This window comes from Paraburkholderia elongata (genome assembly GCF_013177735.1).
GTDB lineage: Bacteria > Pseudomonadota > Gammaproteobacteria > Burkholderiales > Burkholderiaceae > Paraburkholderia > Paraburkholderia elongata.
On record NZ_WOEZ01000180.1, the window covers coordinates 55,051 to 70,918 of the forward strand.

Here is a 15,868-nt window from a genome sequence, read left to right on the forward strand (position 1 = left end):
AGTATTATGGCCGTGTACGGCCATTTTTTACCAGTCACAATTACCTATCTGCTATCAGAGGGAACGATCATAATGGCACGGGAAATCACGGAGACAGATTGGAAACTGTTTCGACAGCTGCAATTAATCGCACTGGAGCGTCTAAGCGAACGAATCGTTTCGGACGTTAGAATAATCAGTTCGGACACCGGCAATACTTTTCACCAACGCTATTTGGGTATTTTCGACCTTATCCAAAGTCAAAATGAAAACATGTCCCGTGCCTTTGACAATCCCAGACGATCAACTGCTTTGATGCAGCTCGCTGCAATTCGATCACAAGGGTTGATCACCGATGACGAATTTAATCGGTTTAGTGACGAAACTTGCGCACTTATCGAGATTTTGATTGGAAGCGACCGTGCCTAACGAAAGGAGATTATCCGCAGCTGATACGTCGCGGGTTTTACTCGTTAGGCACCATCCTCCATACAACCTGGGACGTCATCTGCGTCCTCGGACCGGGGCTGTCTACTTTCGGGCGGATTGCACGATTGTACGGCAGCAATGGGTCGATACCTGCCGCACCAGTTCGGAATGAACACAGTTGAACACTGCCGTGTATCCATTGCGAACACAAAGAGGTGGGACATCGTTCGAACCGCCAGCGTGATCGATACAACGAACACCGCCAGCGATTTCGGTGCGCCGAACATCTTGCTGGTCGGGCCACCTGGTGCGGGCAAATCGATGCTCGCCGCTCGCCTGCCGAGTCTGCTCCCGGCCATGACCGACGACGAAGCGCTCAGTTCGGCCGCCTTGCTGTCAGCCAGCCGGGCCGGTTTTACGCCCTCACAATGGCGGCAGCGGCCGTTTCGCGCGCCGCATCATTCGTCGAGCGCAGCGGCGCTGGTTGGCGGGCGCAATCCGCCGCAACCAGGCGAGATCACCTTGGCGCATCTGGGGGTGCTGTTTCTGGACGAGCTCTGGAATTCGACCGCCATGTGCTGGAAACCCTGCGCGAGCCCCTCGAAGCCGGTCGCATCACAATCTCGCGCGCCGCCTTGCAAGCGGATTTTCCGGCAGCCTGCCAGCTGATCGCAGCCGAATCCTTGCCCCTGTGGATGGCGAGGCGACCCCAACGGCCGCTGCCGCTGCACGCCGGAGATCGCGGCGCGCTATCTGCGCAAGCTGTCCGCGCCGCTGCTCGACCGGATCGACATCCAGATCGAGATTCCCGCGCTCACGCCGGCGGAATTGTCAGCACGCTCCACCTCCACCGGTGAATCCAGCGCAACGATCGCACTGCGGGTGAATGCCGCTCGCGAGCGGCAACTGGCCCGGCAAGGCAAAACCAATCGGGAACTGGGCGGACGGGAAGTGGACGAGGTTTGCCGTCCCGACGCCACCGGTGAGGCCTTGCTGCGTCAGGCTGGTGAGCGCTTCGGCTGGTCGGCGCGTGCTTACTATCGGGTCCTGAAGGTGGCCCGGACCATCGCGGACCTGGCCGGCACCACCATGCCGAGCGCCGCGCAGATCGGTGAAGCCATTCAGTATCGGCGGGCTTTTGGGTCGGTATAAGGCGAAAAATCACCTGTCAAGACTTGACTTATGCACATGTGCGCGTTCCAGATAGATCTGGAAACATCTGAAAGGCATACGGAAGCATGCACCCAAAAGGTATTGATTTAATTGGGTTATTTTGACTGCCCGGAGCGGATTCATCCTGACAGAATGCCCACGGGATGGGCATCTACGGCAAAAAACGCGAAGTTCTCAACAGAGTTATCCACAGCACCTGTGAGCAAACGGAAAACTTCAACGTAAACCGGGAATTAGCGCGCGATGCTGCGAAGGAACTTTCACTGTGCACTTCGATCTTGTCGCACGCCGAATCGACCGGAACTGCCGCTTTCAATACAGTTGGAACGACGAAAAAAACTGGTCGACCTGCTCCTGCTGCAGAGGCCTGGAAGCGATGATCGCCGCCTGATACACATGCCGGCCACGCGCGACCAGCCGCGCATAGACGGTGCGCGTTTCGTGTTGCGAACCGGCCTCACCGGTCAGCTTCATTTCCAAACCTAGCACCTGACCGCCGGCAGCGAGCGGGATTTGTACCGCATGCGCATCCGGCGCCGCGCCGACATTGCGGGCGAGACCGGTGCGCAGGAATTCGAGAGCGGCGCGCTGTGTCGCTTCGTTGTCGTTCGGCAGCATGACGGTGCCGACCGCGAACACGGCGTCGCCGGCTTCGGCTGTCTGCATCGCCATCTGCATCGGCGTGCCGTCGATCTGGACCGCGCGCTGATCGTTGACCGGCTTGGCCGGCAGGTCGACCGTGTAGCCGTTGTCGTTGTTCATGATGGTGCGCCAGTCGAAGGTCGGCGAACACGCTGTCAACGCGCCGCCCAACGCCAGCGCGCAAGCAATCGTGCCGAGTACTGCGCGTGCTCGCAGCAAGCGGGAAGCGGCGCCGGCCGCGCGACCGTCGGCTAGGGAGAAACTTGGGGGACGGCTAACGGGATGGCCAAACGGGATTATCGAGATCCGGGCGAGGAAGCGAAAAGCGGTTCGGAGCATGGGGACAGAAGATCGGACTGACAGGAACGTAAAGTCCTATTATCCCCTCCCGGGCCGTCCGCTGCCGCGCGGCCGGAATGAGGCTACAATAGCGCGATTGGCAGTACCGGATTTATTAGTCCCAAAGCAAGTCCAAACGCAGTCCAAACCAACGCATTGTCCCGCGCATTCTGCGCGACTCTCGAGGTTCCGTTCATGAGTTCCACCCCGTCCACCGCCACACGGCGCGCGAATCCGATTCGCATCATCATCATCGCCGTCGTGGCCGTCGCGATTGCGATTGCCGGCTATTTCGCGTTCGCCGGCCAGCAGCGCGTGCCCGATGCTACCTTCACGTTGCTGTCGGGCCAGAAAGTTTCGACCGCCGACCTGAAAGGCAAGGTCTACCTGATCAACTTCTGGGCGACCAGTTGCGACACCTGCATGAAAGAAATGCCGCAGATGGTCCAGACCTATAACCGCTTCAAGGGCAAAGGGCTCGAATTCGTCGCCGTCGCGATGAACTACGATGCGCCGATGTACGTGGCCAACTACACGCAAACCCGCCAGTTGCCGTTCAAGGTTGCAATGGACGACGGCTCGGCCGCCAAGCAGTTCGGCAATGTCCAGCTCACGCCGACTACCTTCCTGGTCGACAAAGACGGCAAGATTCTGAAGCGCTACGTCGGCGAGCCGCAATTCGCGGAACTCGACCAGTTGCTGGAAAAAGCGCTGAACGCGGCCTGATTGCCGCCTGTTTTCGCTGGGTTGTCGCTTGATTGCCACCTGATTGTCACGAAAGGCCTGAAGCAAAGCATCCTGATTCAAACACGCCGGCGTCGCACCTCGCCGCCGGCGCTTCAACTCCTCACCGCTCCCCTTCCCCTTTGGCCGCGAGGCCATATCGCTTGATCTTCTCGTAGAGCGTCGCCTTTCCAAGCTGCAGCTTGTCTGCCGCGGCCGCGACTACACCGCCGGCCTGCTCCAACGCCTCCGCGATCACCGCCCGCTCGAACTGCTCGACACGTTCCTTCAACGGTTGCGCCGCTACGCCGTCGTCAGCTAAAGACATGACCGGATCGTCGGCCACGCCGAGCACGAAGCGGTCGGCGGCATTGCGCAGTTCGCGCACATTCCCCGGCCATTCGCGCTGCATCAGGCTCGCACGCTGCCGGTCCGTGAGTATCGGCGCAGGGCGTTGATAACGCACCGCCGCATCCAGCAGGAAGTGTTCGAACAATGGCACGATGTCTTCTCGACGCTCGCTCAACGGCGGCAGCGCGATCGTCACCACGTTAAGGCGGTATAGCAAGTCGCGACGGAACGAGCCGTCCGCGACATGCTCGGCCATGTCGCCTTTCGCGGCGGCCACCACGCGGCAATTCACGCGAATTGGCTGATTCGAGCCGAGCCGCTCCAGCACGCCGTCCTGCAATACGCGCAGCAGCTTGACCTGCAACGCGAGCGGCATGCTCTCGATTTCGTCGAGGAACAGCGTGCCGCCCGAAGCATGTTCGAGCTTGCCAATCCGGCGTTTTGCCGCGCCGGTGAATGCGCCGGGTTCGTAGCCGAACATTTCCGACTCGAACATCGGCTCCGGTAGCGCGCCGCAGTTCACCGCGATAAACGGTTTGTCACGCCGCGGCGACAGTTCATGCAGACTGCGCGCGATCAACTCCTTGCCCGCGCCGGTGTCACCGTTGATCAGCACCGACGCGTCGGTCGGCGCGATATTCGCGATCAGCCGCCGCACCTGCTCGATCGCCGGACTACGGCCGATGATGCGCGGCGCCACCGTGTTTTGCCCGGCCAGCTCCCGGCGCAGCGCGAGGTTCTCCAGCACCAGCTTGCGGCGCTCCAACGCACGTCGCACAGTTTCGATCAGACGCTCAGATGCGAACGGCTTTTCGATGAAGTCATACGCGCCGTCGCGCATTGCCTGCACGGCCATCGAAATATCGCCGTGACCGGTGACCAGAATCACCGGCACGTCGGGCGCGCGCTCGTGGCACTGCGCGAGCAGTTCGAGACCGCTTGCGCCAGGCAAGCGAATATCGCTGACGACCACCCCTGAGTAATCCGCGCTAATCATCTTTGCCGCGGATTCTGCTGACGCATGGCCGATCACATCGAAGCCCGCCAGTTGCAAACTCTGCACGCTGGCGCGCCGCACCAGTTCGTCGTCTTCGATATACAGCACTTGCAAGCCTTGGTTCAGCATGTCGTTCTCATCTGATTCAGGAACCCGTGGTGAGCGGGTCCGATGTGTGGCTTGTCTGCACGCGCGCGCGGCGCAGCGTCAACACGAATAATGCACCGCCGTCCGGCGCGTTGCGCGCCACCAGTGTGCCGCCGCAATCGCGCGCAATCGACGACGAAATCGCGAGGCCGAGCCCCAACCCCTGGCCCATTTCCTTCGTCGTGAAGAACGGTTCGAACAGATGCGGCAGCACGTCGTCGGGTATGCCTGGGCCGTTGTCGCGCACGGCAAACGACACGCTCGACTCAGCGGCTTCGATCTCGATCGAAATGCGCGGCGGTGTCATCCCCGCCGTTGCGTCGAGTGCGTTGCCGAGCAGATTGATCAGCACCTGTTCGAGCCGCAGTTCGTCGCAATGAGCGATCAGTTCGAGGTGGTCGTCGGCGAGATTGAGCGGCGTGCGTGCACCTGTTTCCGCATCGAGCAAAGCGAACTCGACTTCAACGCCTTGCAAGCGCTTTTGCAGCAGCGCGATAACGTTGCGCAACGCTCGCATGATCGGCGCGCGCGCGCTGCGCGGCCGCGCACGTCCGACGAACAGCTTCAGCTGATTGGTGATCTTGCCCATGCGCTCGGTGAGCGCCGCGATCGCTTCGAGATTTTCACGCGCCGAGGCCTGGTCGCCGCGTTCGAGCAGCACACGCGTGTTGTCCGAGAAGCCGCGCAGCGCCGCGAGCGGCTGATTCAATTCATGCGTGATGCCCGCCGCCATCTGACCTAGCGCGGCGAGCTTGCTGGCCTGGATCAGTTCATCGTGTGCCGCGCGCAGTTCCTGTTCGGCGCGCGTACGCTCGGCGACTTCCTTCTTCAACTGCTCGTTCGCCTGCGAGAGATCCGCGGTGCGCTCGGCCACTCGTTGGTTCAACTCCGCGTAGGCCTTTTGCAGCAGAGAACGGCTGCGCATCACTTCGCGCACCCGGGCGCGGCGCGTTCTCCAGTAGAACGCGAGCAACACCAGCGACACGTATCCGAAGCCGGTAACAATGGTCGCGTTGCGCGCGTCGGCGTCGACCGGATTGACGGGCGACATCGTAATCAGATGCCAGTCCGGCTCACCCATGCCGCGCCGAGACGCCAGATAGCGCGGTGCATAGCGGCCACCGCCGATGCGCACGATCTGCGCGTTGCCTTCGAGCGTGCGCTCGATCGTCACCGGCAGCGGCGCGATCGGCTGTTGGGCGTACTGGCGCGCCTGGTAGATCGAGTCGGCGACCCGTCCCGACAACGGCCGGATCGTGTGATATTTCCACGCCGGCATCGACGACAGAAAGATCACGCCGTGGTCGTCGGTGACAACCAGGGGCTCGGACGCATCCACGCCCTGAAACCATTCAAGATCGAGTTTGACAACCGCCACGCCGACGATCTTGCCGTCCCGCCGCACCGGCTGCGAGATGTAATAACCCGGCGCCTGCGAAATCGTGCCGATGCCGAAGAAGCGGCCCACGCCGCCCTTCACCGCATCGAGAAAATACGGCCGGAATTGATAGCCTGCGCCGATGAAGCTGCCCGGCCCGTGCCAGTTGCTCGCGGCGACGCAATAGCCATCGAGCGGAATGATGTACGTGACCGTTGCCCGCGCGTGGCGGTTAAGGTCTTCGAGATAGAGATTGGCGCGCTCGACGTTGGCTGGACTGGGATCAACCAGCACGTCCTGCACGATAGGATGTTCGGCCAGCAGATAAGGCAGCGATTCGTAGCGCTCGAGCGTGCTTTTCAGCGCGCTCGCAGTGCGATCGACGCGCACCGCGGCGTTGCGCCGCAAATTGTCGATGCCGCTCTGCCACGCGATGCTATACGTGAGCCCGCACGCCGCCACGAGCCCGGCGACGAGCGCGAAGAGGATCAAAAGGCGGCGCGTCACGTTAGCAATTCCCGATCGGTGTGGATCGGACATTGTGGCATAAGGCGACGCGCCGTCGGCGCGAGCTTCGTCGGCCGACGGCGCGGGGTCACGGCGCGCGGCCGCCGTTTTCATAGGTGGGCGTCCGCGGCCGTGATCGGGGTGCTGGCGGGAGTCGCAGCAGGTACGCGGCTTAAACGCCAGCCGGCTCTTTGACCGCCACTTCACCCCGCAATGCGGCGTTCAGCTTGTTGCGGTCCAGCTCCTTTTCCCATGCCGACACCACCACCGTCGCCACACCATTGCCGACGATGTTCGTCAGCGCGCGGCATTCGCTCATGAAACGGTCGATACCGAGAATCAGCACCATGCCCGACAGCGGAATGGTCGGCACCACAGCGAGCGTGGCGGCCAGCGTGATGAAGCCTGCGCCCGTCACACCGCTCGCGCCCTTCGACGTCAGCATCGTCACCGCCAGCAGCGTCAACTGCTGCGTCCACGTGAGGTCGGTGTTGGTGGCCTGGGCGATGAACAGCACGGCCATCGTCATGTAGATGTTGGTGCCGTCGAGGTTGAACGAGTAACCGGTCGGCACCACGAGGCCCACCACCGAGCGCGAGCAGCCGAGCTTTTCGAGCTTCAGCATCAGTTGCGGCAGCGCGGCTTCCGACGAGCTCGTGCCGAGCACGATCAGCATCTCTTCCTTGATGTAGCCGACAAAGCGCAGGATGTTGAAGCCCACCGCACGCGCGATGATGCCGAGCACGACCACCACGAACACGATCGAAGTCAGATAGAACGTGCCGATCAGCTTGAGCATCGGCAGCAGCGAGCCGATGCCGTACTTGCCGATGGTGAACGCCATCGCGCCGAACGCGCCGATCGGCGCCAGCTTCGTGATGATGCGCACAATGCCGAACAGCACATGCGAGAGCCCGTCGATGAAGTTCGTGACAACCTTGCCCTTCTCACCGGCCGTGGCCAACACCGCGCCGAACAGCAGCGCGATCAGCAGGATCTGCAGGATTTCGCCCTGGGCGAAAGCCGATGAGAGCGTGTCCGGAATGATGTGCATCAGGAAGTCGACCGTGGTCTGGCCGTGTGCCTTCGCGGCATACGACGCGACCGCCTTGCCGTCGAGCGTGGCCGGATCGATATTGAAGCCGACGCCCGGCTTCAGCACGTGCGTGGCGATCAGGCCGAGCACCAGTGCAAACGACGAGACGATTTCGAAGTACAGCAACGCCTTACCGCCGACGCGCCCGACCTTCTTCATGTCTTCCATACCCGCGATACCCGTCACCACCGTACAGAAGATGATTGGCCCGATCACCATCTTGATCAACTTGATGAAGCCGTCGCCGAGTGGCTTCATGTCGATGGCGAAGTCCGGCGAATAATGGCCGAGCGCAATGCCGATGATGATCGCGACGATCACCTGGACGTACAGCACTTTGTGGATAGGTTTCTTCACGATGTTTCCTGCGATATGGGTGAGCTCAAGGCCTGCCACGCTGCGCATCATGCGAACGAATAGTCGTCACGCCTGTGCACGGCATTAGGCCGCGACAAGACGACGAATTCAGAAATACCGGGAAGGGAAATCAGACATCGTTGTCTCCTTGCTTTAGTTGTCGGACCGTTGCGGCCGCGGGTTCTAAAACGCAAGGTCGATGCCAGCTTGATGCAAAGCGAATCGCCTTGATTTTTATAGGTTTTTTAGTGTGTTGCGACGTGCGCCGTCCGGGATTCCGGAAATCCGGACGAGGGGTGTCGGGGAATCCGGAATCCGCAGGGGCGCCAAATCCGGGAAAACCCGGAGAGCCTTTTGGGCTGCGGCTTTCGCCTATTTCAGCCGAAACCGCCCAGCTTGTACACGCGGCTCTCGCCCACCTCACGCGCTGCGGTTCGGCTCCTATGCACCGCCCTCTTCCAGCACCAACAGGTTCTCGTGCGAGAAGCCCAGCGACACCGGTTGACCTCGTTCGGGCAAGCCGCGATTTGGGTCGTTGAACACGTCGAGTGAAATGACCGCATCCTTCACGCGCGTTCTGATGCGCACTACCGCGCCGAGGAAATTCACTTCTTCGACGATTGCGTTCAGCGTGTTGCGGCCCGGCGCGGCCGGTTCCAGCACGATTGCCTCTGGCCGCAGTGCAAGCATGCGCTTCTTGCCTGCGTCGTCCGCCGGCAGTTCTTGCGTGGTGGTCAGCTCCTGACCGTCGACGGCCATCTTGCCGGTTTTCGGGTCGATCACGTGCCCTGCGAGGATGTTCAGCGTGCCGACGAACGACGCGACAAAGCGCGTGCGCGGATAGTTGTAGATCTCCGAAGGCGAGCCGATCTGTTCGACGCGCCCCTCGTTCATCACCACGATGCGGTCCGAAATCGACAGCGCCTCTTCCTGATCGTGCGTGACGAAAATCGACGTGATACCCAACTCACGCTGCAACGCCCGAATGTCTTGCCGCAACGAAATGCGAATCTTCGCGTCAAGCGCCGACAGCGGTTCGTCGAGCAACAGCACTTGGGGCTTGCCGGCAAGCGCGCGCGCCAACGCCACACGCTGCTGCTGACCACCCGACAATTGCCATGGATAACGCTCGCCGAGATGCGGCAGCTTGATCAGTTGCAGCATTTCTTCGACGCGCTTTCTTATCTCCGCCTGTGGACGGTGCGTGATCTTCAGTCCGAAGCCGATGTTATCGGCCACGGTCATGTTCGGAAACAGCGCATACGACTGAAACACCATGCCGACCTTGCGCTGCCGCGTGCGCAAATACGTCACGTCCTTGTTATCCAGCCGGATAATGCCGCGCGTCGGCGTTTCGAAGCCGGCGATCATCCGCAGCACCGTGGTCTTGCCGCAGCCGGACGGCCCAAGGAACGTGATGAATTCGCCGCGTTCGATCTTCATGTCGAAGTGATGCAGCGCCGTGTTCGCCCCGAAGGCCTTATGCAAATTTTCGATCTCAAGGAATGCCACGATTCGCTGCCTTAGTCGGTCAAATGAGTCCGTCAAATTTTCTGGCCGCTAAGCGCGCGTGCCGAGCCGAATACCTGAATCAAACCCATCGACGCCCATGTGATCACGAACGCGATGATCGCAAGCGCCGACGGTTCATACGCGCGGTTCGCCCCGATCAATTGCAGATACGGGCCGAATGCGGGGCGGTCGAGCAAACTCGCTAGCGTGAACTCGCCGATCACCACGGCAAAGGTGAGAAATGCGCCGGACAGAATGCCCGAGCGGATATTCGGGAAGATCACCTTGAACAGAATCGTCGGCCAGTTCGCACCAAGACATTCGGCGGCTTCGGTCAGCGAGCGCACGTCGACCGCGCGCAAACCTGCGTCGACCGCGCGATACATGTACGGCAGCGAGAGCGTGACGTAGCCGAACACCAGCAACAGGTCGGTCGCGCGTTCGTTGCCAGTGAGCGGCAGAATCGAACTGCTGTTATAGATGCGCAGATAGCCGAACACGATCACGATCGCCGGCACCACCAGCGGCAACAGCGTGATGAATTCGACAACCGGCCGCAGTCTCGGCAACCGCAACTGCACGTAGTACGCAGTCGGCACCACCAGCAACACGCCGACAATAATCGTCAGCACCGCCATCAGGATCGAATAGCCGAACGAGGCCTGAAACCGCGGATCGCTCAGCACGACGCTATACGCCTCGAAGCTGTAGACGCCACGCTTCATGCGCAGGCTGAATTCGAAGGTGGCGAGCAGCGGAATCAGAAAGTACAGCGAACCGACGATCATCGCGGTCCACGCGCCGACACGCGATTGACTTTTCATCGACGCCCCCTTTCAGCGCGCGAGCGTAACCAGATGTACCCGCCGTTCGACAACCCCGTCACGAGCACCATGCCGAGCGCGAGCGCGTAGCCCAAGTTCTGGTTGTGCATCACGTCGCCGCGAATCTGCGCGTACAGCAGGATCGTGACGATGTTCAGCGAACTGCCGGTCAGCGCGTAAGCCGTGGCGACGGCGCCGAACGAATTGGCAAACAGCAGCAGCGTCGCGCCGAGCACGCTCGGCCACAACACCGGTAACGCTACGTGGCGCCAGTATTGGAAGGCCGTGCCGCCGAGGCAGTCGCAGGCTTCACGCCATTCGCGCTTCAGACCGTCGAGTGCGGGCGTGACGATCAGCACCATCAAAGGAATCTGGAAATACAGGTAAGTCAGCGTCAACCCGGAGAAACTCAAAACGCTGAAGCCTGTCGAGTACAGATTAAAGCCGAGATACTTCTTCAGTAATATGGTCACGAGACCGACGCGTCCCAGCGTGCAGATGAAGGCGAACGCGAGCGGCACGCCGGCAAAATTCGAGGCGACGCCGGAGAACGTCATCAACGTAGGACGAATCCAACCCGGCAATTTGCCTTGCACCGCCGCCCATGCGAGCAGCGAGCCGATCACCGCGCCGCCGAGCGCTGACGCGGCGCTCACCTTGAAGCTGATCCAGTAGGCGTCCAGCACCGTGGGCTGGAGCAGGTCGCGAAAATTGCCAAGCGTGAAGTGGCCTTGCGGATCCTGAAACGCGCCGACCATCAGAAAGCCGGTCGGCAGAATCAGGAACAACAGCGCGAAGGTGAAAAAGGGCACCACGCCGATCCAGGCGAGGAACTGCGACGCGCGGCGCGGACCGTCGACGCGAGGGGTTGGAGTAGGCGCAGGCGGAACCAGTAATTCCGGCTGCACCGATCCAGCATCCGATGAAGCGCTCATAGTTCACCCTTGGGGCTTTCTGGCTAACGCCTGACGCGCCGCTCTCGTGAAGCGACGCGCCACCTTTAAAACTGCACGTGGCGGTTAAAAACGGCGGCGTGCGCAGCATGCGATTAACCACTGCTCCACTACCGCCGCAACCGCTTGCACCGCGACGATTACTTGACGTTCGCGCCGACCGCTTCGTCCCAGTGCTTCGTAATGGTGTCCTTGTAGGCGTCCTGTTGGGACAGCGTCGGGAACACCACATTCTTGTACGACGACGGCGACGGCAGCTTGTCGAGCAGAGCCTGCGGCACCTTTTTCGCTGCCACCAATTCGTTGTAACGCATCGGATGGCAATAGCCGGTCAGCCAGCCAATCTGGCCTTCGTCGGAGTACAGATATTCCATCCACAGCTTGGCGGCATTCGGATGCGGTGCGTAGGCGCTGATCGCCTGAACATACACACCGGCGACCACGCCCGTTTTCGGAATCACCACCTGCACCTTCGGATTGCCCTTCAGGGTGTCGCGGTCGGCGAGCGCGTTGTAGTCCCAACGCACGACGATCGGCGTGGTGCCCTGCGCGAGCGACGCGGCCTTGCCGATCACCGGCACGAAGTTGCCGTTCTTGTTCAGGTCGGCGAAATACTTGAGGCCGGCCTTGTCGGCCTTGCTCACATCGCCCTTGCTTTGCGACAGGCCCGCGGCGAACACGGCCTGGATCGCCTGATTGGCCGAGCGCGGGTCGCCGGCCAGTGAAACGGCGTTCTTATAGTCTGACTTGAGCAGATCGCTCCAGTCGGACGGCGCCTTGTCGATCATGTCAGCGTTCACTTCAAACGACAGCACGCCGTAGTAATCGCCATACCAATAGCCATCGGCGTCTTTCGACTCTTTCGGAATCGAGTTCCACGAAGCGACCTTGTACGGCTGCAGCAAACCTTCGGCCTTCGCGGTCGGACCGAACGACAGACCCACGTCGATCACGTCAGGCGCTTGCGGGCCCTTGTTGCCTTTGTTCGCCTTGATGGCTTCGACTTCGTCGCCCGAACCCGCATCCGGATTCAGCTCGTTGATCTTGATGCCGTACTTCTTCTGAAAGCCGGCCACCAGTTGACCGTAGTTGCACCAGTCATGCGGCAACGCGATCACGGTGAGTTGGCCTTCCTGCTTGGCGGCTGCGATCAGTGCGTCGAGCGGCGCGGCCGAAGCACTGCTTACGCCGGCTGCGGCGACACCCGCAGCGGCCGACATCGAAAGTATGCGAGCTAACGCGGTGCGCTTCATAGTCTTCCCCATCCTCTGCCGAAATTGCTACGTTTGGAAAATTTCTAATTTCTAGCTCTATGGGCGCACACCTGTGCAAGCTCGCACTCGCGCACCCGCGCCATGTTCAGTCCGGGTTCGCCGGCGCCGAAAACATGTCGTGTTCCAGTCTATCGATGCGATCTGTACAAATCATGTCGACGCCCCATTGGGCGAGCAGCTGCGCACGCTCAGGATCGTTCACCGTGTAGGCGAGCACGCGCAGTCCAGCCGCCTTGATCTCGGCGACCAGCGTCTCGCTCAAATGCCGGTGGCTCGCGTGCAACGACACGCAATCCAGTTCGCGCACAATGCGCAGCCAGTCCGCCGGGACCTCTTCGAACAGCATGCCGCGTTGCAATGAGGGCGCTGCATCGCGCGCAGCAGCGAGTGCCTCGAACGAAAACGATGAGAGCAGCGGCGGCGTTTGCCCTTGCCACAAAGTCAGTGCGCCGCTTGCGACCAGGCGCCCGGTGATTTCGTCACGCCCTGGGCAGGGTTTGATTTCGATGTTAGCGGCAATGCCATCTCGTGCGCAACGCCCGGCGGCCTCGGCGAGCGTCGGCAGGCGCGTGCCGGCGAACTGCGGCCCGAACCAGGCGCCGGCATCGAGCGCGGCCAGTTGGTCCCACGTGTGTTCAGCAGCGGCGCCATGGCCGTTGCTCGTGCGTTCCAGCGTATCGTCGTGCAATAGAAAGAGCTGGTTGTCGGCGGAGAGCTTGGCGTCGAATTCGACCATGCGGTAGCCGTAGCGCACACACGCGTCGAAACCGCCCAGCGTGTTCTCCGGCGCCAGCGTGCCGCCGCAGCGATGCGCAACCAGCCTCGGATACGGCCAGTCTGCGGATAAAGTGCGATCAATCCCGTTTGCCACGTCTCGTTACCTTCCAGATAGAGCGGATTAAATATGCTCTCGACACGTTCCCAGTTGCCAGCACCGCCATGACGCGCTGCGTCATGCTGCCGTTACGCGTGAGCCCCGCGCGTAGTATCGCGCCAATGGGCGACGCTGCGATAGCTGGCCACACGGCTAACGCAACGCCCGCGACGCCGCCGTGATCTTATTGTCAGGATACCGAACCGTGCGGCTTCCGGGCAGCGCCACATGCAGCAAAGAATGGTTCAGGCGGCAAATCCCAAGATCCATTATGGCAACGACATGGGCCAAGCAAATTGCCAAAAAACGCCACAAAATGCTCGAACCCAGACATTTCAATTCCTTTTCGAACATTTGATGTTCGGAATCGGTGAAGCGCTTCGATCTGCGAAGGCTAAAGTCAAATACACAAACTTGCAAGCTGCCAAAAAAATACAACACAATTCGGCTAAAGTAGTACGCTTGACATCGTCCGGACATACATCCATGTCCACGATGACACTTTAAAAAACAAGCCGTGTAAGCGAGCGTTCGCATCCAAGGAAAATGCATGTGGCAGGAAGACCGTCATCAGAGAATTCGCGCGTTGCTGTCCACGCTTCAACGCGTGTCGACCGAACGGATCATGGCGGACCTCGGGGTATCGCGCGAAACCGTGCGGCGCGATCTGCTCGACCTCGAAGCACTCGGTGAACTGAAGCGCGTGCATGGTGGCGCGATCAAACCCGCCGACGAGGCGCCGATCGCCGAGCGCGCCCACATGCGTGTCAAAGCCAAAACCGCGATTGCCAAGGCGGCCACCGGTTTGATCGCGAGCGGCCAGACACTTTTCATCGACGCGGGCACCACCACCGCGGCGCTCGCTGAAGAGCTGGCGAAGCTGGCGAACCTGACGATCGTCACCAACTCCATCGACGTCGCACTGAAAATGCGCGGCGCCGTGGATCAAACGGAAGCGGCCAACGAAGTGATCCTGCTGGGCGGCTCGATCAGCGATCGAGCAATGGCGACCACCGGCGCCACCACCGTGCTCGACATCCAGCGCTATCGTGCGGACATGGCCTTGCTCTCGCCGGTCGGCATCGATCACCGGCATGGCGCGACCAACTACGACCACGCTGAAACCGAAGTGGCGCGCGCCATGGTCGCCAACGCAGACCGCGTGGTGATCCTCGCCGACTACAGCAAGATCGGTCAGCGCAGCCGGATTTCGTACTGTCCGGTCGATCGGATCGATGTACTGGTCACCAACAAAAAGGCGGCCGAAGCCGCCGACTTTGCGTCGCTGAAAAAGAAACTGGAAGAGATCGTTCTGGCTTAGGGCGCCGGCTTGCTCGGGGCCTCACGCGAACGCTTCAGGGAGCGCTGCAAGAGCGCAGCGCGAGCCGCTTATTCCTTCACATGCATGGTATCGAGCACGCGCTTGCGCAAGCGCGTGTCGCGCAGCGCGCCGGCTGCTTCGAGCACCGGATAGGCCGTCGAACAGAACAGCGAATTGAGCCGTTTCATGTCGCTGATCAGATCCAGATGCAACGCGCTGGTCTCGATGCTGCGCAAGGTTTGCCCGGCGAGCCGGTCCAGGTGTTTGTATGAATACGCGCGCTCCAGATCGCGAAAGCGCTCCTTCTCCGCCAGCAGCCGCTCGGCGCAACGCAGATCGTTATTCAGAAACACCGACAGGCCAAGCTGCAGATTGCTGACGAGCCGCGCCTGCAGGTCGTCCAGCTCGCCCAGCCCCTCCTCCGAAAACGACAGCCGGTGCGCGATCTTCTTTTCCTCGATATCGCTAACGATCCGCTCGATGATGTCGCCCGCATGCTCCAGGTTGATCGTCAACGAGATGATGTCGGTCCAGCGGCGGCTGTCGGCTTCGTCGAGTTGCTCGCGGGAGATCAGCGTCAGATAGCTTTTGACCGCGGCGTAGAGTTGATCCACGTCATCGTCCATACGGACCGTTTCGCGCGCCTTTTCGAGGTTGTTGTCATGGATCAGGTCCGCGACGTTATCGAGCATGGTGCGCACGATGTCGCCAATGCGCAGCACCTCGCGTGCGGCGTGCGCGAGTGCGAGCGTAGGGGTGGGAAGCGCGGCGGCATCCAGATGCAGTGGCCGCAGTTCGCCGTTGGGCTGCGGCCGGTCCGGCAACACCCGCGTGCAGATGCGCGCCACCGGATCGATCAGCGAAAGGCAGGCGCAGCAACGCAGCGTGTTGTAGATCACATGAAAGCCGACCACCGCTTCGCGTGGATTCGCGATCAGCACCGGCAGCCCGCGTGCAAGCAGCGGCGCGAACGGCAGGATCAGCAACGCGCC

Annotated in this window: 13 protein-coding genes and 1 pseudogene; 4 read left to right on the forward strand and 10 right to left on the reverse strand. The window is 61.1% G+C overall.

The genetic code is table 11. The features are described 5' to 3' along the window. Window positions 1-72: 72 nt before the first annotated feature. Together GNZ13_RS30620 and GNZ13_RS30630 are read left to right on the forward strand one after the other, a co-directional pair. The gene (locus GNZ13_RS30620; protein ID WP_172171552.1) at window positions 73-408 is read left to right on the forward strand and encodes a hypothetical protein; all 336 of its coding nucleotides are present in this window, start codon (window positions 73-75) and stop codon (window positions 406-408) included. Window positions 409-681: 273 nt separating this feature from the next. Further along, a pseudogene (locus GNZ13_RS30630) lies at window positions 682-1,560 on the forward strand (YifB family Mg chelatase-like AAA ATPase); the annotation flags it as partial. A gap of 333 nt (window positions 1,561-1,893) precedes the next feature. Here GNZ13_RS30630 and GNZ13_RS30635 read toward each other — a convergent pair. Next, complete coding sequence (locus GNZ13_RS30635; RefSeq protein WP_236002258.1) at window positions 1,894-2,562, reverse strand: hypothetical protein; 669 nt, start codon at window positions 2,560-2,562, stop codon at window positions 1,894-1,896. 195 nt (window positions 2,563-2,757) lie between these two features. On the opposite strand from GNZ13_RS30635, the gene GNZ13_RS30640 reads away from it, so the two are divergent. After that, window positions 2,758-3,288: a TlpA disulfide reductase family protein gene (locus GNZ13_RS30640; RefSeq protein ID WP_172171553.1), complete on the forward strand. Its 531-nt coding sequence runs from the start codon at window positions 2,758-2,760 to the stop codon at window positions 3,286-3,288. A gap of 121 nt (window positions 3,289-3,409) precedes the next feature. Here the strand turns inward: GNZ13_RS30640 and GNZ13_RS30645 are convergent, their stop codons facing one another. The 8 genes from GNZ13_RS30645 to ugpQ form a co-directional block, all read right to left on the reverse strand. Then, window positions 3,410-4,762, reverse strand: coding sequence for a sigma-54-dependent transcriptional regulator (locus tag GNZ13_RS30645; RefSeq protein ID WP_172171554.1), 1,353 nt, complete (start codon window positions 4,760-4,762; stop codon window positions 3,410-3,412). Window positions 4,763-4,778: 16 nt separating this feature from the next. Then, a complete protein-coding gene (locus GNZ13_RS30650) occupies window positions 4,779-6,779 on the reverse strand; it encodes a sensor histidine kinase (protein ID WP_172171555.1) in 2,001 nt (666 codons plus the stop codon). A 58-nt stretch (window positions 6,780-6,837) separates the two neighbouring features. Continuing rightward, on the reverse strand, window positions 6,838-8,118 hold the full coding sequence (locus GNZ13_RS30655; protein ID WP_172171556.1) for a dicarboxylate/amino acid:cation symporter: 1,281 nt from the start codon (window positions 8,116-8,118) through the stop codon (window positions 6,838-6,840). 441 nt (window positions 8,119-8,559) lie between these two features. Next, complete coding sequence (locus GNZ13_RS30660) at window positions 8,560-9,630, reverse strand: ABC transporter ATP-binding protein (RefSeq protein WP_172171557.1); 1,071 nt, start codon at window positions 9,628-9,630, stop codon at window positions 8,560-8,562. A gap of 32 nt (window positions 9,631-9,662) precedes the next feature. Next, window positions 9,663-10,454, reverse strand: coding sequence for an ABC transporter permease (locus tag GNZ13_RS30665; RefSeq protein WP_172171558.1), 792 nt, complete (start codon window positions 10,452-10,454; stop codon window positions 9,663-9,665). Next, window positions 10,451-11,389 carry an ABC transporter permease gene (locus tag GNZ13_RS30670; protein WP_172171560.1) on the reverse strand — a complete coding sequence of 313 codons (939 nt, stop codon included), beginning with the start codon at window positions 11,387-11,389 and terminating at the stop codon, window positions 10,451-10,453. The genes GNZ13_RS30665 and GNZ13_RS30670 overlap by 4 nt, the downstream gene beginning before the upstream one ends. Before the next feature lie 158 nt (window positions 11,390-11,547). Further along, window positions 11,548-12,660, reverse strand: coding sequence for an ABC transporter substrate-binding protein (locus GNZ13_RS30675; RefSeq protein ID WP_172171562.1), 1,113 nt, complete (start codon window positions 12,658-12,660; stop codon window positions 11,548-11,550). A 106-nt stretch (window positions 12,661-12,766) separates the two neighbouring features. Beyond that, window positions 12,767-13,552 (reverse strand): glycerophosphodiester phosphodiesterase, encoded by a 786-nt coding sequence (ugpQ, locus tag GNZ13_RS30680; RefSeq protein WP_172171564.1) that lies wholly within the window; start codon window positions 13,550-13,552, stop codon window positions 12,767-12,769. A gap of 553 nt (window positions 13,553-14,105) precedes the next feature. Here ugpQ and GNZ13_RS30685 point away from each other — a divergent pair. Then, a complete protein-coding gene (locus tag GNZ13_RS30685) occupies window positions 14,106-14,876 on the forward strand; it encodes a DeoR/GlpR family DNA-binding transcription regulator (protein WP_172171566.1) in 771 nt (256 codons plus the stop codon). A 68-nt stretch (window positions 14,877-14,944) separates the two neighbouring features. Here GNZ13_RS30685 and GNZ13_RS30690 read toward each other — a convergent pair. Then, the coding region (locus tag GNZ13_RS30690) for a Na/Pi cotransporter family protein (RefSeq protein ID WP_172171568.1) at window positions 14,945-15,868 on the reverse strand (924 nt) is incomplete at its 5' end.